We start from the raw sequence: 22,921 nt of genomic DNA, 5'->3' as shown, positions 1-22,921 counted from the left end.
GGAGAACGAACCTCCATCGCGAGGGCACCCGCCCACAACGCCGACGGTCAGGACCCACGCCGGGCGACGATGAAAGCTTCCTTGCCGGCGAGGTAGGCGAGCCGGTCGCGCGGGTGCTCGGTCGCGAGGCGGAGCTTCAACGCCGCGTATGCTTCCCGCTCGCTCGGGGAGGCGCGCAGGCGATCACGGAACGCGAGGTACCGGCTCAGGTCCGGCGATCCGACCGGCACGACGTGGATGTTCGCGAGGCGCACCATCGGCTCGAGCTCGAACCCGTACATCCGATCCGGGCGTATCTCATCGCGGTCGCCGCGGAACAGCATCCCGAGTCCGCTGAGCCAGGCGTCCACGTCGGCGTCGGCGGAGTCCGTCCCGGGCCGCAGCGCGACCGCGACATCGAGAAGCGGTTTCGCCGTGAGCCCGGGGACCGATGTCGAGCCGATGTGCTCGATCGCGGCCACACATGCGGGCGCGGTGTTTCGGAGCACCCCGGCGACCCGTTCGAAGGTCTCCGCCCATGCGGGAGTCGACGGCGCGAGCTCGACGACACCGCGACGCACGCCGAGGCCGGAATCGGCGAACGCCGTTGCGAGTGCGGTGCGTGTCACCGGCCGAGCCTACCGAACGGCGGGCTCGAGGGCCTCGATACGCTCGTGCCTCGCTACTCGACCGGCGAACGGGCGCACCCCGCCGGTCGAGTAGGCGCGCAGCGCCGTATCGAGACCAGCCGAGGGGCCTCGATACGCTCGTGCCTCGCTACTCGACCGGCGAATGGGCGCACCCCGCCGGTCGAGTAGGCGCGCAAGCGCCGTATCGAGACCAGCCGAGGGGTCTCGATACGCTCGTGCCTCGCTACTCGACCGGCGAACGGGCGCACCCCGCCGGTCGAGTAGGCGCGCAAGCGCCGTATCGAGACCAACCGAGGGGCCTCGCTACTCGACCGGCGAACGGGCGCACCCCGCCGGTCGAGTAGGCGCGCAAGCGCCGTATCGAGACCAACCGAGGGGCCTCGCTACTCGACCGGCGAACCGGCGCCATCCCGCCGGTCGAGTAGGCGCGCAGCGCCGTATCGAGACCAGCGCCCGTGTCTCGCTACTCGACCGGCGGATGTCCGGTGCGCACGAACTCCGAGATGACGACCCCGGATGCGTAGGCCGTCGTGCCGACGGGCTTGAGCAGTTCCGGCGCGAAGGGTCGCGGTCCGAACAGCGGGACCCCGGCACCGAACAACAGGGGCTGGCGTTTCAGCACGAGCCGGTCGATCTCGTCGGCGAGGCTCGCCGCGAGCGCTCCGCCGCCGCACAGCCAGATGTCGGCGCCCGGTTCCGCTTTGAGCCGCCGAACGACCTCGACGGGGTCCTCGCCGCTGGTCTCGAGGCGGTCGCCGCTCGCCTCGTGCGTCCGGGTGAAGACGATCTGCCGCAGGTGGGGGTACGGGCTCGTCACCCCGGCGGGCAGGCCGACGGCGTAGGTGTTCCAGCCCATCAGCACGGTGTCGAAGGTCGTCTTCGGCTGGTGGATGCCGAGGTGCGCCGCCGCGGCCGTGGGGATCGCATCGGCGAAGCGCTCGTTCTGGTCGTCCATGTGGTCGCCCTCGATGAGGAAGGCGTCGAATTGGCCGTCCGGGCCGGCGATGAATCCGTCGAGGCTGACGGCGACGTAGTAGACGAGTTCTCGCATACGTGGTTCCAATCACTACAGTTGTTGTTGTTTGCGAATGTACAGCATCTGTAGTGGTTCGCGCTAGGGTTGCGGCATGGTCCGAAACGAGGAGCGACGGCGTGCGATCGCCGATGCCGGGGTCCGCGTGCTCGCAGACGAGGGCTCACGCGGGCTCACGCACCGGGCGGTCGATCAAGCCGCCGGCGTGCCGGCCGGCACGACGTCGAACTATTTCCGCAGCCGGGATGCCCTCATCGACGGGCTCGTGGAGCGCATCGGCGAGCGCCTCTCGCCCGCCCCCGAGACGCTCGAGCGGCGCGATCCACCGACGCGGGAGCTCTTCGCCTGGTATCTGCGCGACATCGTGCGGCGCATGGCCGACGACCGCGAGGTCACCATCGCCCTCTACGAGCTGCGGCTCGAGGCGACGCGGCGCCCCGAGCTCGCCGAACGCCTCGGCGCCTGGCAGCGCGCCGGCTTCGCCGCCGATGTCGCGTTCAACGAGCAGACCGGCCTGCCGGCGACCCGGACCGATGTCGCGCTGTTCCGATACGCGATCGAGGGTCTCCTCTTCGACCGCCTCACCACCCCCATCGACCCCGACACCCCGATCGACGACATCGTCGACGAGCTCGTCGCCCGCCTCCTCCCCCGCTGACCCGCCGTCGGTCGAGTAGGCGCGCCAGCGCCGTATCGAGACCGGCCGAGGGTCTCGATACGCTCGTGCCTCGCTACTCGACCGGCGAACGGGCGCCACCCCGACGGTCGAGTAGGCGCGCCAGCGCCGTATCGAGACCAGCCGAAGGTCTCGATACGCTCGTGCCTCGCTACTCGACCGGCGAACGGCATCGGCCGTCGGTCGAGTAGGCGCGCCAGCGCCGTATCGAGACCAGCCGAGGGTCTCGATACGCTCGTACCTCGCTACTCGACCGGCGAACGGCATCGGCCGTCGGTCGAGTAGGCGCGCAGCGCCGTATCGAGACCAGCCGAGGGTCTCGATACGCTCGTACCTCGCTCCTCGGCCGGCGGCGGATGCGGCGGCGGCCGGTGCGGGGGCCTGTCGGCAGCGGCAAGGGTATGGCACACTGTGCCCATGGAGACCTCGGGGGAGTCATCCGGAACCACTGCGACGCTCGAAGGCGCACGCCGCACGCAGGCGAGACGCGTGCTCATGCACCTCGCGACGGCGGGCCCGGCCGCACGCACCGACGTCGCGGCCGCGACCGGCCTCAGCCGGCACGCGATCGCCACGATCACGGCGAAGCTCGCCGAGGCGGGGCTGCTGCGCGCCGGCGACGCCCGCACGGGCACGCGGAGCACGCAGTACGAATACGTCGACGCCGAGGGCGACCTCGTGACGCTCGTGCTGGGGGTGGATGCCGCGACCGCGACCGTCTCGGCGTTCGACGGCACCGAGCTCGTCCGATACCTGGAACCGCTCGGGCAGACGCCGGATGCGCTCGACGCGCTCGCTGCCGTGCTGCGGCGCTCGCTCGCGCATGTGGAACGCGCCGAGGGGCGCGTCGTCGACGTGTCCGTCGTCGTGCCGAGCGCGGTCGCCGGCGACCCGCAGGTCGTCGTGAACGACACCGCGTTCGGGTGGGGCACCTGCGACGTCATCGGCGGGCTCGCCGAGCGCGCCCCGGGCCTCGCCGAGCTGGCCGGCACGTTGCCCTCCGGCATCCGCCTGGTGTCGCTCGGCGCCGCCGCCGCCCGTGCCGAACTCGACGGGCTGCCCGTCGACGACCTGCTGTACCTCTCGAGCGACGCGGCGATCACGGGCGCGATCGTCTCGGGCGGGCGCCTCGTGCGCGGCGGGCACGGCCTCGCCGGCGACCTCGCGCACCTGCCCGTCGACTACGACGGGGTCCGCTGCGAATGCGGGCAGCGCGGCTGCCTCGTCACCGTCGCCGGCCCCGACATCGTCCTCGAACGCGCCGGCCTCGCACCCTTCGCCGAAGAGGCCGGGCGGCTCGCGGCGCTCGACGAGTTCGTCGACCTCGTGCGCGCCGGCGACGACCGCGCGAACTGGTCGTGGCTGGACGCGAGCCTGTGGATCGGGCGGGCGCTGCAGATGCTCGCCCTCGCCGTCGACCCTTCGGTGATCGTGCTCGGCGGCACCTGGGCGGAGCTGCCCGACGAGATCCGTGCGGCGTTCCGCGCGAACCGCCCCGTGCTCGGCGACACGACCCTGGCCGACATTCCGCCGATCGTCGTCGCGAGCGCCGGCCCCGACTCTGCCCTGCAGGGCGCCCGCCAGGCGGCCCGCGAGCGGATCATCGACGAACGGCTGAGCGAGGCCTTCCCCGCGCACTGAACGTCTGCGGCGCGAACAGCGCGCCGATGCCCCAGACGGTGACGCGCCACATCGCCTCGACGACGATGCCGAGGCTCATCTTCGACGAACCGTGCTCGCGTTCGACGAACACGATCGGCTCCTCGACGATGTCGAGCCCGGCCCGGTGCGCATGCCACAGCATGTCGACCTGGAACCCGTACCCCTTCGTATGCACGTCTCCGAGGCGGATGGCCCGGAGCGCGTCGGCGGTGAACACCCGGTAGCCTGCGGTCGCGTCCCGCGTCGGCAGGCGCAGGATGCCGCGCGCGTACGCGCTGCCGGTGCGGGAGAGCCAGCGGCGCGCCCACGGCCAGTTCTCCACGCCGCCGCCCGGCACCCAGCGGCTGCCGATGACGACGTCGGCTCCGGGATGGCCCGGCCCCGCCAGGCGGGCGAGCATCGCGGGCAGGTGCTCCGGGCGGTGCGAGCCGTCGGCATCCATCTGCACGACCACGTCGTACCCGGCATCCAGCACCCGCGCGAACGCGTCGAGGTATGCGGCGCCGAGCCCCTCCTTGCCGGCACGGTGCAGCACCGACACGCGCTCGTCGCCCGCGGCGAGGGCGTCGGCGACGGCCCCCGTCCCGTCGGGCGAGGCGTCGTCGACGACGAGGACGTCGGCGTCCGGCACGCATCCGCGCACCCGCTCGACGAGGCCGGGCAGGCTCTCGCGCTCGTTGTAGGTGGGGACGACCACCACGGTGCGGCTCATGCCCCTCCTCGATCCGGTCCCGACATCGTAACCGGCAAGGCCCCGGGCAACGCTCAGCGCACGCCCTTCATGAGCTTCAGCACCCAGCGGCTGCCGATGCCGAGGAGCACGCCGAGCACCACCGCGATCGCCCCCAGCACGCCGAAGTACACGCCTTCGGTGTCTTCGGAGTAGAACTTCGCGAGCTCGCCCGAGATCGCCGTGCCGAGCGCGACCGACAGGAAGAACAGGGCCACCATCTGGGTGTGGAAGATCTTCGGCGCGAGCTTCGTCGCCGCCGACAGGCCGACGGGCGACAACAGCAGTTCGGCGATCGTGAACACGAGCAGGATGCCGATCATCGCGATGAGCGGCGTCGAGTTCGGCCCGCCGCCGGCGAACGGCAGGAACAGCCAGAACGCGAGGCCCATGATCGCGGTGCCGGCGGCGAACTTCAGCGGGGTGGACGGCTGGCGGGCGCCGAGCTTCGTCCAGATCGCCGCGAACACGCCCGAGAGGATGATGATGAAGACCGGGTTGATCGACTGCACCCACGGGATCGGCATCTCCCAGCCGAACAGGTTGCGATCCAGGCGCGAATCGGAGTAGATCGTGAGGACCGTGAACTGCTGCTGGTACAGCGACCAGAACGCGACCGAGGCGATGAACAGCGGGATGAACGCGTAGACGCGGCTGCGTTCCGTGTCGTGGATGCGTCGGCTCGAGAGGATGACGATGAAGTACGCGACCGCGGCGACGACCGTGGCGACGATGACGACGAGCGCCAGGTTGCCGGCGTTGATGAGGCCCGTGAGCACGGCGATGACGATGAGCACCACCGCGGCGACGGCGATGCCGATGACGAGGCCCGCACGGTTGCCCGGCAGCGGGTTCGGCACCCGCGACGCCTCGGGCGGCAGACCCTTCCGGCCGATCCAGTACTGGATGAGGCCGGCGGCCATGCCGACCGCGGCGAGCCCGAACCCGAGGTGGAACCCGAGGGCCGGGTCGAAACCGTTCGCGCTGCCGAAGCTCGTCTGCAGCAATCCCGTCAGCAACGGCCCGAGCAGCGCACCCAGGTTGATGCCGAGGTAGAAGAGCGAGAAGCCGGCATCCCGTCGCGTGTCGTGCTCGCCGTACAAGGTGCCGACGACGCTCGTCGCGTTCGCCTTCACCCCGCCGGAACCGAGCGCGACGAGGATCAGGCCGACGCCCACCCCGACGAAGCCGGGCAGCAGCGCCAGGGAGATATGGCCGAGCATGATGACGATCGCGCTGATGAACAGCACGCGTTCCGAACCGAGCAGGCGGTCGGCGATCCACGCGGCGAGCACCGTCGACAGGTAGACGCCGCCGCCGTACGCGCCGACGATGCCCGCGGCGGCCGCGCGATCCATCCCGAGCCCGCCGTCGGCGACCGAGAAGTAGAGGTAGATGAGCAGGATGCCCTGCATGCCGTAGAAGCTGAAGCGCTCCCACATCTCGACGCCGAACAGGTGCACGAGCGCCCACGGCTGCCCGAAGAAGCCGTGGGAGTCGCGCGACGGCGTCCCGCCTGCGTGCTCGGCGCCCGGCCCGCCACTGCCCGGCCCGCCGCGATCCGGCGTCCCCGAATCGCCCAGTCCCCCCGAACTGCTCATAGGGGCAGCCTACGCCCCGAGCTCGGCGAGCCCTAGACTGACCGCCGTGGGCACTCCCGTCGCGCGTGAGGCCGCGACGTTCTCCGAGGAGTTGCGCGGTCCGCCCTGGCTGCGCATCTTGGGGATCCTCTCCGGCCTCATGGTCGTCACGGCGACACCCGTTTTCTGGTGGGGGATCGTCGAAACCTGGGGTTCGCCGAGTTCGGTGAACCTGCTTCTCGGATTCTCGGTGTTCGTCTTGGCCGTCGGCGGTGCCGCGGTCATGGGAATATGCAACTCGACCCGGGTGCTCGTGCGCGGCCGCCGGCTGTACGGATTCGTCACACCGCTGAGAGTCATGAACGTTGACCTGGGCGCCGTTCGCTCGTCGGAGCATACGACGACGTCGCCGGCGGCTGCGGGCGGCATCGGCTACCGGTGGACGCCCGGCGGCGGAGTTCTCCTCTTGGATGCCGGTTCCGCCATCGACCTGGTCCTGCTCGACGGCAAACGCTATACCGTGCGCTCAGACCGCCCCGAGGAACTGTCGGCCGCGATCGCGAGCAGCCGGTAGCCCGCGTCCCTAGCCCGCCCCGAGCTCGGCGAGCACCTCCCGCAGCTGCTCGACGGCCCACACCAGGTCGCCCTCCTCGACGACGAGGGGCGGGGCGAGGCGGATCGTGGATCCGTGCGTGTCCTTGGCGAGCACGCCCCGTTCGGCGAGGAGTTCGCACACGCGCCGGCCGGTGCCGAGCGCCGGATCGATGTCGATGCCGGCCCACAGGCCGACGCACCGCACCTCGGTGACGCCGTGGCCGCGCAGGGCGTCGAGGCGTTCGGCGAGCACCGCGCCGAGGCGGCGGGCGCGTTCCTGGTACTCGCCGGTCGCGAGCATCCGCACGACTTCGAGGCCGACGGCGGCGGCCAGCGGATTGCCGCCGAACGTCGAACCGTGCTCGCCGGGCCGCAGCACCCCGAGGATCTCCCGCGGGCCGACGACGGCCGACACCGGCACGATGCCACCGCCGAGCGCCTTGCCGAGCAGCCGCAGATCGGGCACGACGCCGACGAGGTCGCACGCGAACGTCGCCCCGGTGCGGCCGAGACCCGACTGGATCTCGTCGGCGATGAGCAGCACGTTCGCCTCGGTGCAGAGCGCCCGGAGCGCCGGCAGGTACCCGGCCGGTGGGATGACGACGCCCGCCTCGCCCTGGATCGGTTCGACGAGCACCGCGACCGTGTTCGCGTCGATCGCGCGCGCCACGGCATCCGCATCCCCGTACGGCACGGTGCGGAACCCCGGCGCGAACGGCCCGAAACCGTCGCGCGCGTCGGGGTCGTCGCTGAAGCCCACGATCGTCGTCGTGCGGCCGTGGAAGTTGCCGGCCATCACGACGATGTACGCGGCATCCGCCGGCACGCCCTTCACCCGGTACCCCCAGGCGCGCGCGACCTTGATGCCCGACTCGACCGCCTCGGCGCCCGTGTTCATCGGCAGCACCATGTCGGTTCCGGCGAGTTCGGCGAGCTCGGCGACGAACGGCCCGAGCCGGTCGTTGTGGAAGGCGCGGCTCGTGAGGGTGATGCGGCCGAGCTGGGCGCGGGCGGCATCCACGAGCCGGGTGTTGCCGTGCCCGAAGTTGACCGCGGAGTACGCGGCGAGGCAGTCGAGGTAGCGACGCCCCTCGACATCCACCACCCAGGCACCGTCGCCGCGTTCGACGACGACGGGCAGCGGATGGTAGTTGTGGGCCGCATGCTCGTCTTCGAGGCGGATCGCGGCCTCGGTGCGGTCGGGGATCGTGACGTTCATCGCAGCTCCAGGGTGCAGCATTTGACGCCGCCGCCGCCGAGCAACAGCTCGGAGAGGTCGACGCCGACGGGGTCGTAGCCGTGTTCGGCGAGCTGCCGCGCGAAATCGCGGGCCCGCGAGGCGATCACGACGTGGTAGCCGTCGCTGAACGCGTTCAGGCCGAGGACGGCGGCGTCCGCGTCGTTCGCGACGATCGCGTCGGGGAACCGCCCGGCGAGGTACGCGCGCGACGCTTCGTCGAATGCGTGCGGCAGGTAGGCGATGTGCTCGCGGCCGGGCGTCGGGTCGAGCACCGCGAGCGCCGTGTCGAGGTGGTAGAAGCTCGGGTCCACGAGGCGGAGGGTCACGACATCCCGCCCGAAGACGCGGCCGAGCTCGGCATGCGAACGCGCATCGCTGCGGAACCCCGTGCCGGCGAGAATCGTGTCGCCGACGAGCAGGAAGTCACCCTCGCCCTCGTTCGTCTCCTCCGGCTCGCGCGCACGGAAGCCCGCCTCGGCGAGCCACGACAGGTACGCGGGGCCCTCGGCGGCCCGCTGCGGGTAGGCGAACTTCGCCCCGTACGCGACGCCGTCGAGCACGAATCCGCCGTTCGCCGCATAGACCATGTCGGGCAGGCCCGGCAGCGGATCGATGAGGCGCACGTCGTAGCCGAGCCGCACGTAGGTGTCGTACAGGGTCTGCCACTGCGCCTCGGCGAGGCCGGTGTCGGTGGGTTCGGCGGGGTTCATCCACGGGTTGATGCGGTACGCGACGGTGAAGTGCGCGGGCCGGCACATGAGCACGCTGCGCGCTTGCGGCGTGCGGGGCCGCTGCCGCGGCTGGGTCGAGAGTGCGGTCGACATCAGGTCCTCCGGTTCGTTCCGACGGTGGATGCCCGGGGGCCGCCTGCGGCGAGTGGATGCCGCGGCGCCCGCCCGATGCTCCGCCCGCCGGCGGTGGGGCTCTCGGGCTGCGGGGCGCTTCGGCCCCTCGCCCTGGCTCTGGTTCTGGCTCTAGTGCTGGTGCTGGCTCTGGTGCTGGCTCTGTGTGCGATGGAAACAGGCGGACCAGGTCACTCGCGAACGAGCCCCGAGCCGGCCGGGCCGGATGCGGGACGCCACTTCCAGTGTGACCCCGCCTGGCCCTGCGATGCACGGATCGACACGCAGCTTTGCTGCGTCATCACCGGGCGCGACGCAGCTTTCGGGCGTGATGGGCGGTGTGCGCGCTGCCGTCTCGCCGCACGGGCAGCGCCGCCGCGCAGGCGCTCAGCCGCGATACGCGGATTCGAAGGACGCGAGCCACTCGTCGACCGCATCGACCACATCCACCGCCGCGAACCTTGCACTCAGGCTCTCGGCCATGTGGTCACGGACGAGGCTGTTCCGCTCGCCGTACAACTCGACGACCGCTCGGGCCGCTTCGTCGACGACCTCGTGGATCTCCCGATGCGCGTGGGCCTCTCGGCGCATCACCTGCGCTGCCGTTGCCCCGTCGCACGTCATCATCAGCAGTGCGATGTCACCCGAGTCTTTCGGGCGCAGACGATCCGGCCGCTCCACCGCTTGCGCGAATCGCTCGCTCACCTTGATGGTCTTCGCGACGATGAGCGCGGCCGGGCCGGCAACGTGCACCGAGACCTCGTCGGGCCTCCCGTCGTCCAGGGTCGAGACGCGCATCAGGCGGCGATCGTATACGGCGAGTTCGAGCCCATGTGCGCGTGTGAGCGAGTTCCGTTGCCCGTCGACGCGTGCGGCCCGCCGACCCGGCCCGGCGAATGCTTCGGGCACGATGAGGTCGACGGTGACGCGTTCCCCGAACGCACGGTCGTGCTCGTCGCGGAGGCCGTATATCCCCGGGCGTTCGGGGCGGGCCGCCTCGAGTCCGATCCCGGCGAGCAGGTCGACCACCTTCGGCGTCGATGCGATGAAGACCGGGTTGAGCACCAGGTCGCCGTCCCGCGTCGCCTCCATATCGATGGGGCCCCACTGCTGCTGGACCCAAACGTGCACCGCATGCGCTCCCACGACGGTGAGGCTGTCGGCGAACGGCTCGAGGGCGCGAATGGTGCGGACCAGAAGCCTCCGAGAGGCTTGGGCGCCGTGCCTGGCATCGGCGAGCGAGATGGACATGCGGCGCCCTACGCCGACCGGTCGGCGAGGATCGGAAGATACTCCCGCGCGATATCGGCCTGCCTGCCAGGGGATGCGAGGGCATCCATGATCCCCCACTCCACGGTCGCCATCATGGTGCCGCGGAGACGCTGCGAATACCGCCGGACGTGCTCGGTCGAGGGGAGGACGGCGACGACGGAGCCCGACGCCGGACGCGCAGGCGCGAGCCCCGCTGCAGCGGGGTCGTCCAGATAGACCACGGGAATGAATGACGCCCCCGAGGCGACGTCGCCCTCGACGGCCTCGAGCGACGACACGATCGGGTGCAGCCCGGCTTCTTCCCATCGGGCGACGACGTCCGAAAGCGGACGGTCGAGCTCGAAGGATTTCACCCCGGAGCGTTTCATGACCGGAGCGAGCGCCGCCACACCCGACAGCTTTCGGACGCGCTTGCGTTTCTCGCTGCCTTGCGTTCCGGCGATGCCGTCCAGAGCGGCCGCATACCGCGCATCATCGGCGAGGTCGTGCAGATCGGCTTCGAGGTCGAGGCCGGCCCCCTCCGCGATCCGCTGAAGCATCTGCCAGGTCGGCTCGACCTGGCCGGCCTCGATACGCGTGATGGTGGATGCCGGCACCCCGACCAGATCCGCGAACGCGGACTTCGCGAGCCCACGCGTCAAACGCATGCGCTGAACGATCTGGGCAGCAGTCGGCATGTCCCCATTCTGCCCATCTATTGCGTAAATGCAAGTCGTACTGTCTTGTGTATATGCAAGTAGCTGGTTCGTCACCTAGTCACCCGACGGCGATGCGCGCGATTGCGATATCGAGCGGCGAGGACTCGACACCCCATCCGTCACCCGTTCTGCGCGTCGCGCCAGGCGATCCACCGGCGCACGCGTTCCAGGTCGTAGTCGGGCCCCGAGATGCCGATGGTGAAGAGGCGGACGCCGGCAGCATGGAACGCTTCGGCGTCCTCGACGGTGCGGCCTCGCCCGAGCTCGTTCGACACGACGATCTCGGAGACGTCGCGGCCGACCTCGTCGCCCCAGCGGGCGAGCACGTCGAGCTTGTGCGCGACCTCGTCGGGCTCGACGAAGGAGTGCCAGATGTCGGCGTGCTGCGCGACGATCCGCAGGGTCTTCTGCTCGCCCTTGCCGCCGATCATGACGGGGATCTTGCGGGTCGGCGCCGGGTTCAGCTTCGCCCAGCGGGCCTCGATGCGCGGCAGGGCGTCGGCGAGCGCCCGCAGCCTGGAGCCGGCCGTGCCGAACTCGTACCCGTACTCGTCGTAGTCGCGCTGGAACCAGCCGGCCCCGGTTCCGAAGATGAACCGCCCGGTGCCGCCCTTCGCCGAGATGTGGTCGAGGGTGCGGGCCATGTCGGCCTGCAGGTCGGCGTTGCGGTACGAGTTGCAGTTGACGAGGGTGCCGAATTCGATGCGCTCGGTCTGCTCGGCCCAGGCGCCGAGCATCGTCCACGCCTCGAAATGCAGGCCGTCCGGGTCACCCGAGAGGGGGAAGAAATGGTCCCAGTTGAAGGCGATGTCGACCCCGAGTTCTTCGAGGCGGAGCACGGTTTCGCGGATCTTCTCGTAGCTCGCGTGCTGAGGCTGGACCTGCACGCCGATGCGAATGGGGGTTTCGGCAGACATGGGGTTCAGCCTACGATCAACCCAACCCGAGGGGGACGTCATGACCGAAACCCGAACGACGGACCGCATCGCCGAACTCCAACGCCTCGCATACGGGCAGGAGACGGGTGATGAGGAGCGGCAGCTCGCGCTCGCAGAGCTCGCGAGCCTGGCGCGAGTGGATGCCGCGGGCGGTGCCCCTGTCCCGGCGGTGGATGCCGAAGGCGATGTTCGCGTTTCGGCGATGGATGCCGAAGGCGATGCCCCCGTTTCGGCGATGGATGCCGGAGGCGATGCTCGCGCACGCGCGGTGGATGCCGCGGGGAGCGCAGACCGCGCCGCGATGGATGCCGTGCGCACTGCGAGTGCGGTGCGCGAGGCCGCGCCGTGGTCGGCCGAGCTGCCGGTGGTCGGCGCTGCGGCATCCGCACCCGACGTCGCGGGCGCAGCCGACGGCGATCCGCACCCCGAATCACCCGGCGTCGCGCTCGCCGCCGCGCTCCCGGGCGTCGCCCTGCCCGCCGTCGGCACCCCGCCGGGAACCGTCGAGCCTCCGGTGGACCCGCCGGCCCGCCCCGCCGGGCGCCGTTGGGCGCTCACCGCGCTCGTCGGCGTCGCCGCGCTCGTCCTCGGCGGCATCGGCGGCTGGCAGGTCCGCGACGCCGGCGCGCAGGCGGAGCTGGCGGAACCCGCGCGCGCGGCATCCGCCGGCGACTACGGATCGTTCGACGACACCCCGGCCGCCGACATCTTCGAACGCCCGGCGGCCGACGCCGACATCCTGCCGCCGCAGTTCCGCCAGATGCTCTCCGGCGGCGACGGCAACCCGGCGAGCAGCGAGGCGCTCGTCTCGCGGCTGCTCGCGACTCGCTCGGACGGTACGACCGTCTACGCGAGCCTGCTGCCCGACGACAGCATCTGCCTCACCGCCGCGCTCGTCACGGGATCCTCCGGCGGATCCTGCGCGCAGATCGGCGACTTCATGAAGCAGGGCATCGTGCTCGGCCTCAGCGGGGGGTCGGGGCCGAGCATCGACCTCTCCTTCGGCCCGGACGGCGTGCTGCGCATGGCCGGAGCCGACTGAGCGGCGCCCGAGCCGTCGCCGGCCGCGCCGCCTGCACGCGCGCACCGATGCCGACCGCGCCGGATTCGCGCGTCCCCGGTGCGGCTCGCGCAACGATCCACCCCTAGACTCCCTGCATGGACAATCTGGATCGCGCGATTCTCGATCACCTCCGGCAGAATTCGCGCGCCGGCTACGGCGACATCGGCTCGCAGGTGGGGCTGTCGGCGTCCGCGGTGAAGCGCCGCGTCGACCGGCTCGTGGCCGACGGCGTGATCCGCTCGTTCACGATCCAGGTGGATCCGACCGTCGACGGCATGAGCACCGAAGCATGGGTTGAGCTCTTCTGCCGCGGAACCGTCGCGCCCGATGAACTGCGTCGCATCCTGCAGGATGTGCCCGAGGTCGTCTACGCGGGCACCGTCACCGGCTCGGCCGACGCCGTCGTGCTCATGCGCGCCCGCGACATCACGAGCCTCGAGGATGCGCTCGAGCAGGTCCGCGTCGCCCCGAACGTCGATCACACCCGCAGCGCGATCGTCCTCTCCCGCCTGGTGAACCGCCCCCGCGACTGACGCCGGCGATCCCGCGTCGAACCCCCTCCTACCCCTGCGCAACGCAGGAATGCGCGCGTGTCGCACCCCGTTCTCCCGCATGGCCGCGGCGACACGCCGTGTGCGTTCCTGCATTACGCAGACATCGAGCGCGGGCGGATGCTCCCACGTCGTTCCCGGCGCCACCGCACCCTTGACAGCACCCGTTTGTCGCAGCACAATGATTGCGACAAACGAGTGGATGCCGGGAGGCCCTGTGGACCACATCATCGCCGCCGCGGTGCTCGCCGCCGCAGGCGCCCTCGTCGTCATCGTCTCGCTCACGGCCGGCGGAGTGACCCCCGACGGGCGCATCCGTGCAGTGATCGCCCGGGCCGAGTCGGCGCGGCTGCCGGTGACGAGCAAGGAGCTCGGCGACCGGATCGGGGCCAGGATCCGCCGGCAGAACCGGCTCGCGCTCTGGTCGCTCGCGGCGACCATCCCGCTGTCGATCCCGGTGATCCTCGCCGCCGGCGGCGGATCCCGGCTGCTCATGTTCCTGCCCGGGTACCTCGTGATGGCCGGCTGGTCGATCGGTCTCTCGGTCGCCGCGGTCGCGACGCGATTCCGGGTGGATCCGGGCGAGCCGAGGGTCGCCCGCGTCGTCCGCCCCACGCGCCGAGGGTCGCCCGCGTCGTCCGCCCCACGCGCCGCGACTACGCCGACCCGGTCATCGTCGTGATGACGCGCATCATGGTGCTCGCCGGCGCGTGCGTCTCGCTCGCCTCTGCTCTCCTCGGGCGCAACATGCCGGCGATCGCCGTGGTCGGGCTCGCCGCGATCGGCGTGCTCGCCGTCGTCGACATCGCCGCCGGCGTGCTCTCGGCCCGGCCGCAGACCGCCCGCGACGATGAGGAGCTCCGCTGGGACGACGCGCTCCGCGCCCACGCCGTCACGATGATGTACCAAGCCCCGGCGCTCATGGTGTTCCTGCCGATCACGGTCGCCGGTCCCGATCTCGCGGGCCTCGTGCCGCCCGGCAGCTGGGCGGCGCCCGTGGCCGGGCTCGCCGTATCCGCGTCCTTGTTCTCGTATTCCGCATGGTTGTTCGTCCTCGCCTTCCGCCGCCCGGGCCGGCGCGCCGTGCGCCTGCTCTGGCCCGCGAACGGAGCCGCATGAGCCGCACCCGCGCATCCATCCCCGCCTTCGTCCCGGGGCGGCCGCCGCGGTACGATCGGGCCGGGCGGCGGCCGCGATCCGCCCCGCCCGCCGCACCGAGGGGAGCCGCCTGATGCTCGTCATCGACCCGCAGAGCGCGACGCCGCCGTACGAGCAGATCCGCACCCAGGTGCTCGCCGAAGTCCGTTCGGGCGAGCTCGCCGCGGGCTCCCGCATGCCGACGGTCCGAAAGCTCGCCGAAGACCTCGGCCTCGCCGTCAACACGGTCGCCAAGGCCTATCGCGAGCTCGAACGCGACGGCGTCATCGAGACCCGCGGCCGCAACGGCACCTTCGTCTCCGCGAGCGGCGACCCGACCGAGCAGCAGGCGCAGCTCGCCGCCTCCGCGTACGCCGAACGCATCGCCCAGCTCGGAGTGGATGCCGGCGAGGCCCTCTCCCTCGTGCGTCGCGCCCTCGGCATCCACCGCTGACCGCGCCGCGCGCCCGCCCAGCGCGCTGCGAGCCCTCACACCTCCGGGATGGGCTCCTTCGGGAGTTTGCGCACCTTCGGGCGGCGGCGGCGCCGTTCCGGGATCATCGAGCGCATCTCTTCGAGCTTGCCGAAGCAGAGCAGGCGGTCGCCGGCTTCGAGCACGACGTTCTTGCGCGGGTTCGGGATGACCGTGGCGCCGCGGTGCAGGGTGAGCACGGTGATGTCGCGCTCCCACAGCCCGGATTCGCCGAGGGTCTTGCCGACGAGGTCGACGCCGCCGTGCACGACGATCTCGGCGACGCCGTATCCGGTCGAGACGGTGAGCCGCTGCCGCACGTCGATCTCGGGGAACGCGACCTGCCCGCCGATGTAGTCGATGATCGCGCCGGCGACGTCGAGCTTCGTCGCCGTCTCGACGCCTTCGAGGCCGGGCGAGGAGTTGACCTCCATGACGAGCGGGCCCTCGTTGCCCTCGAGCATGTCGACACCGGCGACGCGGAGGCCCATGATCTGCGCCGAGCGCACGGCGGCCTGCTCGTATTCGGGGGTGAGGGTGACGGGTTCGACGGTGCCGCCGCGGTGCACGTTCGAGCGGAACTCGTCGCCCGAGGCGACCCGGCGCATCGCGGCGACGACGCGGTCGCCGACGACGAGGGCGCGGATGTCGCGGCCGCGGCTCTCGGAGATGAACGACTGGATGAGCACGTTCTGCTTCGTCGAGTGCAGGGTTTCGATGATGGCTTCGGCGACTTTGACCTCGGGGGCGAGGATGACGCCGATGCCCTGGGTGCCTTCGATGAGCTTGATGACGACGGGCGCCCCGCCGACGCGTTCGATCGCCGGGCGCACGTCGGCGCGGTTGCGGACGAACGCGGTCGCGGGCATCGCGATGCCGTGGCGGGAGAGGATCTGGTTGGCGCGCAGTTTGTCGCGCGAGTTGACGATGCCGTTCGCCGTGTTCGGCGTGTACACGTCCATCTGCTCGAACTGGCGGACGACGGCGGTGCCGAAGTAGGTGATCGAGTTGCCGATGCGCGGCAGGATCGCGTCGTAGTCGCTGAGCGGCCGGCCGCGGAACTGAAGGTCGGGTTCGGGGCCCGAGAGGTCGATCGCGAATCGCAGGGTGTTCAGCACTTTCACCCGGTGCCCGCGCTGTTCGGCTGCGGCGCGCAGACGCTGCGTCGAGTAGGACTGCGGGGCGCGCGAGAGGATCGCGAGTTTCATGATGGGACCCCTGGGATGATGGTCGGGTGGAAGAGCTCCCCCATTCAAACACCGCGGCGCGGCATCCCGGAACCGTCGCCGGCTGGCGCGAATGGGTGTCGCTTCCGGATGCCGGCGTGCCGTGGATCAAGGCGAAGCTCGACACGGGTGCCCGCAGTTCGGCGCTGCACGCCTTCGACATCGAGGAGGCGGCCGGCGGGCGGGTGCGCTTCAGCATCCACCCCTGGCAGGACTCGGATGCGGATGCCGTGGAGCTGGAACTGCCGGTGCTCGGCCGCCGCTCGGTGCGGAGCTCCTCGGGGCATGTCGCCGAGCGCGTCGTCGTGCGTCTGTCGGTGGTGCTGCTCGGCCGCGCGGTGGATGCCGAGGTGACGCTCACCAACCGCGACGAAATGGGATTCCGCATGCTCATCGGCCGTGAGGCGCTGCGGCAGGGGTTCCTCGTCGACCCGGGGGCGTCGTTCCTCGGCGGCCGCGCACCCCGCGCGGTGCGCCGCCGCAACCGCGGCCGCGCGTAGGGGCCGCCCGGAAACGCCGAAGGCCCGCCGGAGACTCCGACGGGCCCGGCCTGGCGCCGCGCCCCTTAGATCACACCCTCCGACAGGGCCGTCGGGTTGCCGAAGCGGTGGTTGGTGATCGAGATCGCCTGCTCGTGCAGGAACGGCAGCAGTTCGACGCGGCCCGATGCGGTCACGGGGTGCGACCACACGGCGACGTCGGGCGTGCCACCGAGGGCGACGGCGAGGTCGCGCGCCGACCCGCCGGCCAGGCGCACCCGGGAGGTGGTGAGGCCGCCGCCGCGGACCCGGTCGAGCCAGGAACGGTCGCCCTCGCGGATGACGCGAACCTCATGGGCGGCGAGGATCGCGCGCACGGCCGGCGGCAGGTCGAGGGCGGTGGAGACGACGAACGTCGACTCGGCGAGCAGGCCGGCGGCGATCAGCCGGAGGCCGTCGACGAGGCCGGCGTCCTCCGAGACGCGGATGGTCACCGGCACCGGCCGATACCGGAACAGGTTCCGTTCGACGCCGAGGCGCGAGACGTCCTTGGTGAGCGAGTACTCCTCGGCCCACGCGAGCTCGTCGGAGAGCGCCGAGCGGCGCAGCCGGTCGAAGTCCTCGAAGTCGAGGCTGGTCTGGGCGGCTTCGATGAGTTCGGTGACGCGCCGTTCGAGCCCGCGCAGGTGCAGCGAGTTCGAGATGCGGCCCTCCTCCGGCATCCACGACCCGAGGCCGAAGAGGTAGCTGGGGCCGCCGGCCTTCGTGCCCGCGCCGACGGCGGAGCGCTTCCAGCCGCCGAAGGGCTGGCGTTGCACGATGGCGCCGGTGATGCCGCGGTTGACGTAGAGGTTGCCGGCTTCGACGCGGTCGAGCCAGGTGGCCAGTTCGTCGGAGTCCAGGGTGTGGATGCCGGCGGTCAGCCCGTAGTCGACGGCGTTCTGCATGCGGATGGCCTCGTCGAGGTCTTCGGCGTGCATGACGCCGAGCACGGGGCCGAAGAACTCGGTGAGGTGGAAGTAGGAGCCGGCGGCGACGCCCGTGCGGATGCCGGGCGACCACAGGCGGCCGCTGTCGTCGAGGCGCTCGGGTTCGAGCATCCACTCCTCGCCGAGGCCGAGCTCGGTGAGGGCGTGCAGCAGCTTGCCGGTCGCCGGTTCGACGATGGGGCCCATCTGCGCCGACGGGTTCTCGGGCCAGTCGACGCGCATCGACGAGGCGGCGTCGAGCAGCTGCCGGTGGAACCGCTCCGAGTCTGCGACGGAACCGACGAGGATGACGAGCGAGGCCGCCGAGCATTTCTGGCCGGCGTGGCCGAAGGCGCTCTTCACGACGTCGTTCGCCGCGAGGTCGAGGTCGGCCGAGGGGGTGACGATGATCGCGTTCTTGCCGCTCGTCTCGGCCAGCAGCGGCAGTTCGGGCCGGAACGAGCGGAACAGCTCGGCCGTCTCGTAGGCGCCGGTGAGGATGACGCGGTCGACCGCGGGGTGGCTGACGAGGCGGGTGCCGAGTCCGTGATCGGCGAGGTCGGCGAGCACGAGCAGGTCGCGCGGGATGCCGGCCTCCCAGAGCGCTTCGACCATGACGGCGCCGGTGCGCTGCGAGAGCTTCGCGGGCTTGATGATGACGCCGGATCCGGCGGCGAGCGCGGCGAGCACCCCGCCGGCGGGGATCGCGATGGGGAAGTTCCACGGCGGGGTGACGACGGTCAGCTGCGAGGGCACGAAGCGGGCGCCCTGTACGACGTCGAGCTCGCGGGCGCGTTCGGCGTAGTAGTGGGCGAAGTCGATGGCTTCGCTGACCTCGGGGTCGGCTTCGGCGATCGTCTTGCCGGTCTCGGCGGCGGCGACCTCGATGAGGCGGTCGCGGTTGGCGGCGAGCGCGAGCCCGGCGCGGTGCAGCAGTGCGGCGCGTTCGGCGGCGGGGCGGGCGCCCCAGGCGGCGCCGGCGCGGGCGACGCCGTCGATGACGGTGTCGAGGGTGGTGGGGTCGGCGATGCGCGAGGCGGCGATGGTGTCGACGCCGAGGGTGGATGCCGGGACGCGCGCGAGGATGCGGCGCCCCCAGTCCCGGTTGGCGGCCAGGGCCGGGTCGGTGTCGGGTTCGTTGCCGAAGCCGGGGGTGGCGCCGATGGCGTCGCGCGACGGGTCGAAGGGCGCCACGGCGGTGCCGTCGGAGCCGCGGGTGATGCCGAGCACGGCCGACGTCAGCGAGCCTTCGAGAGGTTCGGGGCCGGGGGCTTCGGCGGTGACGTCGGCGAGCGAGATCCCCTCCCATTCGGTGCGGCGGTTCTGGGTGCGGTTCGGCGCCGGGGTGCGGACGGGCTGCTCGAGCATCGCGAGGGATCGCAGGTACCGTTCGCGTTCGCGGTCGAAGAGCTTCGGGTCGTCCAGGTCGAAGACGGCCGACATGAAGTTGTCGGAGCTGGCGTTCTCTTCGAGGCGGCGGATGAGGTAGGCGATCGCGACGTCGAACTCGGCGGGGTTCACGACGGGCGTGTAGAGCAGCAGCCGGCCGACGTCCTTGCGCACGGCCTCGGCCTGGCCGGTCGCCATGCCGAGGAGCATCTCGAACTCGACGCGGTCGGTGACGCCGCGTTCGTTGGCGAGCAGCCATGCGTGGGCGACGTCGAAGAGGTTGTGGCCGGCGACGCCGAGCTTCACGGCCTTCGTGCGCTCGGGCGTCATCGACCAGTCGAGCACGCGCTTGTAGTTGGTGTCGGAGTCCTGCTTGGTGCCGTAGGTGGCCAGCGGCCAGCCGTGGATCGCGGCATCCACATGTTCCATGGCGAGGTTCGCGCCCTTGACGACGCGGACCTTGACGGCCGATCCGCCGCGGGCGACGCGTTCGGCGGCCCAGGCGTTCAGGTGCTGGATGGCGCCGAGGGCGTCGGGCAGGTAGGTCTGCAGCACGATGCCCGCTTCGAGGCGGGCGAGCTGCGGCTGGCCGAGGAGTCGGGTGAAGACCGCGACGGTGAGGTCGAGGTCGCGGTACTCCTCCATGTCGAGGTTGATGAATTTGGGGGTTCGGCTGGCGGCGGCGAGCTCGTAGAGGGGGGTGAGCTTGCCGACCACCTTCTCGACGGCTTCGTCGAAGGCCCACATGTTCAGCTGACTGACGACGCTGGAGACCTTGATGGAGACGTAGTCGACGTCGTCGCGGGCGAGGAACTCCTTCGTGCCGGCCAGGCGCCGGTCGGCTTCCTGCTCGCCGAGCACGGCCTCGCCGAGGAGGTTGAGGTTCAGCCGGTTGCCGCTCTCGCGGAGCTTCGCGATTGCGGGGCCGAGCTTGTCGGGGGTGGCGTCGAGGACGAGGTGGCCGACCATCTGCCGCAGCACGCGGCGGGCGATGGGAATGACGGGCCAGGGCAGCACGGGGGCGACGACGCCGCCGAGGCGGATGGCGGCCTTCAGATACCAGGGCAGGAACCCGGGCGTGAGGCGGGCGACCTGGGCGAGGGCGCGGCCGGCGACGCGGAGGTCTTCGGGGCGCATGACGCCGTCGACGAAGCCGACGGTGAAGGCGAGCCCGTTCGGGTCTTTGAGCACGCCGGCGAGGCGTTCGGCTGCGGGGTCGACGGGGTGGCCGGCACTGTCGGCGAGCCATCTGCGCACGAGCGAGGTGGCGGCGTCTTCGTGGGGGTGGTGCTGGGTTCCGCGGGCGACGTCGGGCATGGTCACGACTGTAGTTTCCCTTTCTGCGGGCGGGCCGAAGCGGCGGCGCGCCTGCTCAATGACATCATCCATCCGGCATCCATTCGTGTACAGCGAACGTTTACGATGAATACTGTTCACCTATGCCGAATGGATGCCGGAGGTCGCCGTGCTCGAGATCCGCCGCCTGCGCCTGCTCGCCGAGTTCGCCCAGCGGGGCACGATCGCCGCCGTCGCCGACGCCCTCGCCTACAGCCCCTCCTCGGTGTCGCAACAGCTCTCCCAGCTCGAACGCGAGGTCGGCGTCGCCCTGTTCACCCAGGTCGGCCGCCGCCTGCAGCTCACCCCGCAGGCCGAGCTGCTCGTCGTGCACGCCCGCGCCGTGCTCGACCAGCTCGAGGAGGCCGAGGCCGACCTCGCCCGCTCCCTGACCGCGGTCGGCGGCACCGTGCGGATCGCCGTGTTCCAGTCGGCCGCGCATGCCGTCGTGCCGCAGGCGCTCACGATCCTCGCCGCCGAGCACCCGGGCCTGCGCGTCGAGGTCACCGAACGCGAACCCGAGGTCGGCCTGTTCGAGGTCGCCGCCCGCGACTTCGACCTCGTCATCGCCGAGCAGTACCCCGGCAACACCCGCCCGCTGCACGCCGACCTCGACCGGGTGCCGCTCGCCCGCGACGCCATCCGCCTCGCCCTGCCACCGCTGCTGCCGGCGCCCGGGCCGGGTGCGCCCCGCGGGCCCGTCCGGCCGGCCGCCGCGGGCACCCCCGGCCGCTCCGCGACCCCCGCGCCCACGGCCGCCCCGGGCCCCGAGGCCCGGATCGCCGAAGCCCCGGCGACCGGGCAGATCCCGAACGTGCTCGCGACCCTGCTCGCCGACTTCGCCGGCCGCCCCTGGGTGCTGGAACCCGCCGGCACCGCCTCCCGCGAATGGGCGATGCAGCTGTGCCGCGGCGCCGGTTTCGAACCCGACGTCCGCTTCGAGACGGCCGACCTCATGGCCCACATCCGCCTCATCCGCTCCGGCAACGCCGTCGGGCTCCTGCCCGACCTCGTGTGGGCCGGCGAGGAGCCGAGCGTGCGCCTCGCGCCCCTGCCGGGCGACCCGCAGCGCGAAGTGTTCTCTTCGGCGCGACTGCCCTCGGCATCCCGGCCCGCCGTCGTCGCCGTACGCGACGCTCTCGCCCGCGCCGCCGCCGCCTCCTTCCCCGCCGGCCTCGGCGCGACCGGAACCCTCGACGGCGGCCGCCCGCGCGGGTAACCTGGCGGCATGGCTATTCGGGGGTGGATGCCGGTCGCGCTCGCCGCAGTGGCGGCGCTCGCCCTCGCGGGCTGCACGAGCGGCGGTTCCGACGACGCGCCCCCGCCGAGCGCACCGCCGGCCACCACGCCCGCGGCATCCGCACCCGCCACGACGCCCGCACCGCCGACCGACGCCGCGCCGATCCCGGCCCCGTGGGACGCCTATGTCGGCACCTGGGGCGACCCGGAGGGCGTGCATCTCATGATCGGCGGCGACGGCCGCTTCAGCGGCTACGACGGCTGCAACCGCATGGGCGGCCGCTGGGACCCGGAGGACGACGGCGGCATCGAGTTCGACGACGTCTTCATGACGCAGCGCGCCTGCGAGGGCGTCGACACCCCCCTCAGCCGCCTCGAGGAGGGCCGCCTCGACGGTGAGACCCTCACCGTCCTCGGCGACGAGGACGTCTTCCTCCTCACGCTGCCCCGCACCGACTGAGCGGGTCGCGCATCGATTGAGCCGGCCGCTCACGGACTGAGCCGGTCGCGCATCGACTCAGCCGGCCGTGTGCGTCCCGAAAACAGGCCACGGGGATGCCGAGCACGCCCATTCGGCCTGCCTTCGGTGCCGCGCAGTCGATTCGGCCTGCTTTGGCGACGGCCGAGCCGGGGGGGCGGGCCGGCGGAGCGGCGCAGCGGGCGGCGGCGCCCAACCGGGAACGCCGGCCGACAGCGCCCCACCGGGAGCAGCGGCGGACAGCGCCCCACACCGGGCGCAGCGGCCGGAGCGGTGCAGCGGGCGGCGCCCTACACCGGGAACGCCGGCGCGGCGGCGGGCGGGCGGTGCGCCTCGTACCAGCGGGCGAGGGCGAGCACGCCGGCGTCGTCGTGGGGGCCGCCGGCGATCTGCAGTCCGATCGTGCGGCCGTCGGCGGTGAAACCGCAGTTGACGGTCGCCGCGGGCTGACCCGACAGGTTGAACGGCACGGTGAAGGCGATGTGCGCCATGCCGCGGTCCTCCTCCCCGAACGGCATCGGCCACTCGGCGGGGAACGCGGCGACGGGCGCGACCGGCGAAAGCAGGGCGTCGAGCCGAGTGGATGCCCCGGCGCCCCCGACCCCGGACCCACCGACCCCAGGCCCACCGACCCCACCGGCCCCGGCACCCCCGAGCGGTTCGCCCCGCCGGTCCGGGGCGACCCGGCAT

The 22,921-nt window shown here is 71.9% G+C and carries 23 protein-coding genes; 11 read left to right on the top strand and 12 right to left on the bottom strand.

Annotated elements, in window-relative coordinates:
• Positions 1 to 47 precede the first annotated feature (47 nt).
• Together G127AT_RS08930 and G127AT_RS08925 are read right to left on the bottom strand one after the other, a co-directional pair.
• Entirely contained in the window at positions 48 to 608 is a 561-nt protein-coding gene (locus G127AT_RS08930; protein WP_210896116.1) for a GrpB family protein, read from the bottom strand.
• 484 nt (positions 609 to 1,092) lie between these two features.
• On the bottom strand, positions 1,093 to 1,680 hold the full coding sequence (locus tag G127AT_RS08925; RefSeq protein WP_210896114.1) for a dihydrofolate reductase family protein: 588 nt from the start codon (positions 1,678 to 1,680) through the stop codon (positions 1,093 to 1,095).
• Positions 1,681 to 1,756: 76 nt separating this feature from the next.
• Between G127AT_RS08925 and G127AT_RS08920 the strand changes: the two genes are divergently transcribed.
• Together G127AT_RS08920 and G127AT_RS08915 are read left to right on the top strand one after the other, a co-directional pair.
• Complete coding sequence (locus G127AT_RS08920) at positions 1,757 to 2,320, top strand: TetR/AcrR family transcriptional regulator (protein ID WP_210896112.1); 564 nt, start codon at positions 1,757 to 1,759, stop codon at positions 2,318 to 2,320.
• Positions 2,321 to 2,755: 435 nt separating this feature from the next.
• On the top strand, positions 2,756 to 3,979 hold the full coding sequence (locus G127AT_RS08915; protein WP_210896110.1) for an ROK family transcriptional regulator: 1,224 nt from the start codon (positions 2,756 to 2,758) through the stop codon (positions 3,977 to 3,979).
• Here G127AT_RS08915 and G127AT_RS08910 read toward each other — a convergent pair.
• A complete protein-coding gene (locus tag G127AT_RS08910) occupies positions 3,939 to 4,712 on the bottom strand; it encodes a polyprenol monophosphomannose synthase (RefSeq protein ID WP_210896108.1) in 774 nt (257 codons plus the stop codon). The genes G127AT_RS08915 and G127AT_RS08910 overlap by 41 nt on opposite strands.
• A gap of 53 nt (positions 4,713 to 4,765) precedes the next feature.
• Entirely contained in the window at positions 4,766 to 6,331 is a 1,566-nt protein-coding gene (locus G127AT_RS08905) for a peptide MFS transporter (protein WP_210896106.1), read from the bottom strand.
• 46 nt (positions 6,332 to 6,377) lie between these two features.
• On the opposite strand from G127AT_RS08905, the gene G127AT_RS08900 reads away from it, so the two are divergent.
• Positions 6,378 to 6,884 (top strand): hypothetical protein, encoded by a 507-nt coding sequence (locus tag G127AT_RS08900; RefSeq protein WP_210896104.1) that lies wholly within the window; start codon positions 6,378 to 6,380, stop codon positions 6,882 to 6,884.
• A gap of 9 nt (positions 6,885 to 6,893) precedes the next feature.
• On the opposite strand, the gene rocD is transcribed toward G127AT_RS08900, so the two are convergent.
• The 5 genes from rocD to G127AT_RS08875 form a co-directional block, all read right to left on the bottom strand.
• Positions 6,894 to 8,123 carry an ornithine--oxo-acid transaminase gene (gene rocD, locus G127AT_RS08895; protein WP_210896102.1) on the bottom strand — a complete coding sequence of 410 codons (1,230 nt, stop codon included), beginning with the start codon at positions 8,121 to 8,123 and terminating at the stop codon, positions 6,894 to 6,896.
• A complete protein-coding gene (ddaH, locus tag G127AT_RS08890; RefSeq protein WP_210896100.1) occupies positions 8,120 to 8,968 on the bottom strand; it encodes a dimethylargininase in 849 nt (282 codons plus the stop codon). The genes rocD and ddaH overlap by 4 nt, the downstream gene beginning before the upstream one ends.
• Positions 8,969 to 9,373: 405 nt before the next feature.
• Positions 9,374 to 10,237 carry a hypothetical protein gene (locus G127AT_RS08885; protein WP_210896098.1) on the bottom strand — a complete coding sequence of 288 codons (864 nt, stop codon included), beginning with the start codon at positions 10,235 to 10,237 and terminating at the stop codon, positions 9,374 to 9,376.
• An 8-nt stretch (positions 10,238 to 10,245) separates the two neighbouring features.
• Positions 10,246 to 10,905 carry a helix-turn-helix domain-containing protein gene (locus G127AT_RS08880; protein WP_210896097.1) on the bottom strand — a complete coding sequence of 220 codons (660 nt, stop codon included), beginning with the start codon at positions 10,903 to 10,905 and terminating at the stop codon, positions 10,246 to 10,248.
• A 170-nt stretch (positions 10,906 to 11,075) separates the two neighbouring features.
• On the bottom strand, positions 11,076 to 11,873 hold the full coding sequence (locus G127AT_RS08875) for an LLM class F420-dependent oxidoreductase (RefSeq protein ID WP_210896095.1): 798 nt from the start codon (positions 11,871 to 11,873) through the stop codon (positions 11,076 to 11,078).
• Positions 11,874 to 11,913: 40 nt separating this feature from the next.
• On the opposite strand from G127AT_RS08875, the gene G127AT_RS08870 reads away from it, so the two are divergent.
• From G127AT_RS08870 to G127AT_RS08850, 5 genes are all read left to right on the top strand, one after another.
• Complete coding sequence (locus tag G127AT_RS08870; RefSeq protein WP_210896093.1) at positions 11,914 to 12,936, top strand: hypothetical protein; 1,023 nt, start codon at positions 11,914 to 11,916, stop codon at positions 12,934 to 12,936.
• 116 nt (positions 12,937 to 13,052) lie between these two features.
• Positions 13,053 to 13,490, top strand: a complete 438-nt coding sequence (locus tag G127AT_RS08865; RefSeq protein ID WP_210896091.1) for an Lrp/AsnC family transcriptional regulator — start codon at positions 13,053 to 13,055, stop codon at positions 13,488 to 13,490.
• A 235-nt stretch (positions 13,491 to 13,725) separates the two neighbouring features.
• Positions 13,726 to 14,190 (top strand): hypothetical protein, encoded by a 465-nt coding sequence (locus G127AT_RS08860; RefSeq protein ID WP_210896088.1) that lies wholly within the window; start codon positions 13,726 to 13,728, stop codon positions 14,188 to 14,190.
• Positions 14,190 to 14,627 (top strand): hypothetical protein, encoded by a 438-nt coding sequence (locus G127AT_RS08855; RefSeq protein WP_210896086.1) that lies wholly within the window; start codon positions 14,190 to 14,192, stop codon positions 14,625 to 14,627. The genes G127AT_RS08860 and G127AT_RS08855 overlap by 1 nt, the downstream gene beginning before the upstream one ends.
• A 112-nt stretch (positions 14,628 to 14,739) precedes the next feature.
• The gene (locus tag G127AT_RS08850) at positions 14,740 to 15,099 is read left to right on the top strand and encodes a GntR family transcriptional regulator (RefSeq protein WP_210896084.1); all 360 of its coding nucleotides are present in this window, start codon (positions 14,740 to 14,742) and stop codon (positions 15,097 to 15,099) included.
• Between the two features lie 35 nt (positions 15,100 to 15,134).
• On the opposite strand, the gene G127AT_RS08845 is transcribed toward G127AT_RS08850, so the two are convergent.
• Entirely contained in the window at positions 15,135 to 16,325 is a 1,191-nt protein-coding gene (locus G127AT_RS08845) for a RimK family alpha-L-glutamate ligase (protein ID WP_210896082.1), read from the bottom strand.
• Between the two features lie 26 nt (positions 16,326 to 16,351).
• Between G127AT_RS08845 and G127AT_RS08840 the strand changes: the two genes are divergently transcribed.
• Entirely contained in the window at positions 16,352 to 16,843 is a 492-nt protein-coding gene (locus G127AT_RS08840) for an ATP-dependent zinc protease family protein (protein ID WP_210896080.1), read from the top strand.
• A 65-nt stretch (positions 16,844 to 16,908) separates the two neighbouring features.
• Here the strand turns inward: G127AT_RS08840 and G127AT_RS08835 are convergent, their stop codons facing one another.
• Complete coding sequence (locus tag G127AT_RS08835) at positions 16,909 to 20,496, bottom strand: bifunctional proline dehydrogenase/L-glutamate gamma-semialdehyde dehydrogenase (protein WP_210896078.1); 3,588 nt, start codon at positions 20,494 to 20,496, stop codon at positions 16,909 to 16,911.
• 148 nt (positions 20,497 to 20,644) lie between these two features.
• On the opposite strand from G127AT_RS08835, the gene G127AT_RS16125 reads away from it, so the two are divergent.
• Positions 20,645 to 21,733, top strand: coding sequence for a LysR family transcriptional regulator (locus tag G127AT_RS16125; RefSeq protein ID WP_244857952.1), 1,089 nt, complete (start codon positions 20,645 to 20,647; stop codon positions 21,731 to 21,733).
• Between the two features lie 9 nt (positions 21,734 to 21,742).
• A complete protein-coding gene (locus G127AT_RS08820) occupies positions 21,743 to 22,213 on the top strand; it encodes an META domain-containing protein (protein WP_210896076.1) in 471 nt (156 codons plus the stop codon).
• 308 nt (positions 22,214 to 22,521) lie between these two features.
• Here G127AT_RS08820 and G127AT_RS16380 read toward each other — a convergent pair whose 3' ends face one another.
• On the bottom strand, positions 22,522 to 22,749 hold the full coding sequence (locus G127AT_RS16380; protein WP_425305899.1) for an amidase family protein: 228 nt from the start codon (positions 22,747 to 22,749) through the stop codon (positions 22,522 to 22,524).
• Positions 22,750 to 22,921: the final 172 nt, after the last annotated feature.

The sequence above is a fragment of the Agromyces archimandritae genome, assembly GCF_018024495.1.
Taxonomy (GTDB): domain Bacteria; phylum Actinomycetota; class Actinomycetes; order Actinomycetales; family Microbacteriaceae; genus Agromyces; species Agromyces archimandritae.
Note: the sequence above shows the minus strand (reverse complement) of the source record. Positions and strands in the feature narration are given on the sequence as shown.

Excerpts from the sequence above, each read along its gene's own strand:
- G127AT_RS08925 (WP_210896114.1), bottom strand. The coding sequence starts at position 1,680 with ATGCGAGAACTCGTCTACTACGTCGCCGTCAGCCTCGACGGATTCATC.
- G127AT_RS08920 (WP_210896112.1), top strand. The coding sequence starts at position 1,757 with ATGGTCCGAAACGAGGAGCGACGGCGTGCGATCGCCGATGCCGGGGTC.
- G127AT_RS08915 (WP_210896110.1), top strand. The coding sequence starts at position 2,756 with ATGGAGACCTCGGGGGAGTCATCCGGAACCACTGCGACGCTCGAAGGC.
- G127AT_RS08910 (WP_210896108.1), bottom strand. The coding sequence starts at position 4,712 with ATGAGCCGCACCGTGGTGGTCGTCCCCACCTACAACGAGCGCGAGAGC.
- G127AT_RS08905 (WP_210896106.1), bottom strand. The coding sequence starts at position 6,331 with ATGAGCAGTTCGGGGGGACTGGGCGATTCGGGGACGCCGGATCGCGGC.
- rocD (WP_210896102.1), bottom strand. The coding sequence starts at position 8,123 with ATGAACGTCACGATCCCCGACCGCACCGAGGCCGCGATCCGCCTCGAA.
- ddaH (WP_210896100.1), bottom strand. The coding sequence starts at position 8,968 with ATGTCGACCGCACTCTCGACCCAGCCGCGGCAGCGGCCCCGCACGCCG.
- G127AT_RS08885 (WP_210896098.1), bottom strand. The coding sequence starts at position 10,237 with ATGTCCATCTCGCTCGCCGATGCCAGGCACGGCGCCCAAGCCTCTCGG.
- G127AT_RS08880 (WP_210896097.1), bottom strand. The coding sequence starts at position 10,905 with ATGCGTTTGACGCGTGGGCTCGCGAAGTCCGCGTTCGCGGATCTGGTC.
- G127AT_RS08875 (WP_210896095.1), bottom strand. The coding sequence starts at position 11,873 with ATGTCTGCCGAAACCCCCATTCGCATCGGCGTGCAGGTCCAGCCTCAG.
- G127AT_RS08870 (WP_210896093.1), top strand. The coding sequence starts at position 11,914 with ATGACCGAAACCCGAACGACGGACCGCATCGCCGAACTCCAACGCCTC.
- G127AT_RS08865 (WP_210896091.1), top strand. The coding sequence starts at position 13,053 with ATGGACAATCTGGATCGCGCGATTCTCGATCACCTCCGGCAGAATTCG.
- G127AT_RS08855 (WP_210896086.1), top strand. The coding sequence starts at position 14,190 with ATGACGCGCATCATGGTGCTCGCCGGCGCGTGCGTCTCGCTCGCCTCT.
- G127AT_RS08850 (WP_210896084.1), top strand. The coding sequence starts at position 14,740 with ATGCTCGTCATCGACCCGCAGAGCGCGACGCCGCCGTACGAGCAGATC.
- G127AT_RS08845 (WP_210896082.1), bottom strand. The coding sequence starts at position 16,325 with ATGAAACTCGCGATCCTCTCGCGCGCCCCGCAGTCCTACTCGACGCAG.
- G127AT_RS08835 (WP_210896078.1), bottom strand. The coding sequence starts at position 20,496 with ATGCCCGACGTCGCCCGCGGAACCCAGCACCACCCCCACGAAGACGCC.
- G127AT_RS08820 (WP_210896076.1), top strand. The coding sequence starts at position 21,743 with ATGGCTATTCGGGGGTGGATGCCGGTCGCGCTCGCCGCAGTGGCGGCG.
- G127AT_RS16380 (WP_425305899.1), bottom strand. The coding sequence starts at position 22,749 with ATGCCGTTCGGGGAGGAGGACCGCGGCATGGCGCACATCGCCTTCACC.